1 protein-coding gene is annotated in these 1,001 nt (G+C 54.8%); it reads right to left on the bottom strand.

Going from position 1 to position 1,001, the window contains the following annotated elements; genetic code table 11:
• Positions 1-909: IS1595 family transposase (locus tag O9K64_RS23455; protein ID WP_275100541.1), on the bottom strand; the 909-nt coding region annotated here is incomplete at its 3' end.
• Positions 910-1,001: the final 92 nt, after the last annotated feature.

Below are 1,001 nucleotides of genomic sequence, written 5' to 3'. Positions count from 1 at the left end.
CATCGGCGGAGTCCGCAGCCCAACGTACGTGAGGCGTTCGATCATGTCGCCCAAGCGGTAGCGGCGATTGAACCGATATTCGAATTCGGCCAGATATCGCGGTACATGTTTGAGGCTGACCGAATGCAGGGTACCGGTGATGGCGTTTTTGACATTGCCCAGCATTGTGTTGACCCATTTGAACGACGGATGCTGTGCGCCTTTGCGGCCACCCGCTGAGATGATTGACACATGAATGCAGCTGGCTTTTTGGACCGCGTTGAAACAAGCGAGTCCATCGCTGACTACAACGCATTCTGGTGCCAGATGGGTTTTGGCATAGCGCTCAATTTCGGCACTTCGAAACCCTGTGACGGCGCGCAACTGGATACGCTGGGGTTTGTTTGTTTCCGCATCGGTTTCGACAACGGCGATAAAAGGCGCCTTGTGGTGGGCGCCGCGCCCGCGTTTTCCGGAACGTTCGCCACCGATATAGGCGTCGTCGATCTCGATGCGGCCGCTCAGCATTTCGCCCTGCTGGCGTTCCAGCATCACCTGCATCAATTTGTGCTTGATCTTCCAGGCCGTGTTGTAGCTGACGCCGATTTCGCGCATGAGCTGGAGCGCCGAAATACTGTTCTTACGTTGCGTGAGGAGATAGATCGACAGAAACCACTGCGTCAGTGGCAGCTTGGTCGAAGCGAAGATCGTACCGCTGGTCAGCGAGGTCTGCGTGTGGCAATGGTTGCACTGGTACACCTTGCGGTTCTGAAGCTCGCAATACGTGTCATTGCCGCATGCTGGACACACGAAACCCTTCGGCCAGCGCAGTTTGAAAAGGGCATCACGGCATTGATGCTCAGTGCCGTAGGTATCGAGGAATTTCGGCAAGCTGAGCCCTTCTTGGAATTGGATCGGATTCTTTGTCATGGCGATACCCTCCGCAACCTATTGGTTCTACTTACGTTCTACTATAGACCATCCAGCGGAATCGTGGCTGGGTTTCGTGGGTAATCAAGTAA

This window comes from Sedimenticola hydrogenitrophicus (assembly GCF_029017505.1).
GTDB lineage: Bacteria > Pseudomonadota > Gammaproteobacteria > Chromatiales > Chromatiaceae > Sedimenticola > Sedimenticola hydrogenitrophicus_A.
This window is presented reverse-complemented; position numbering and strand designations above follow the sequence as displayed.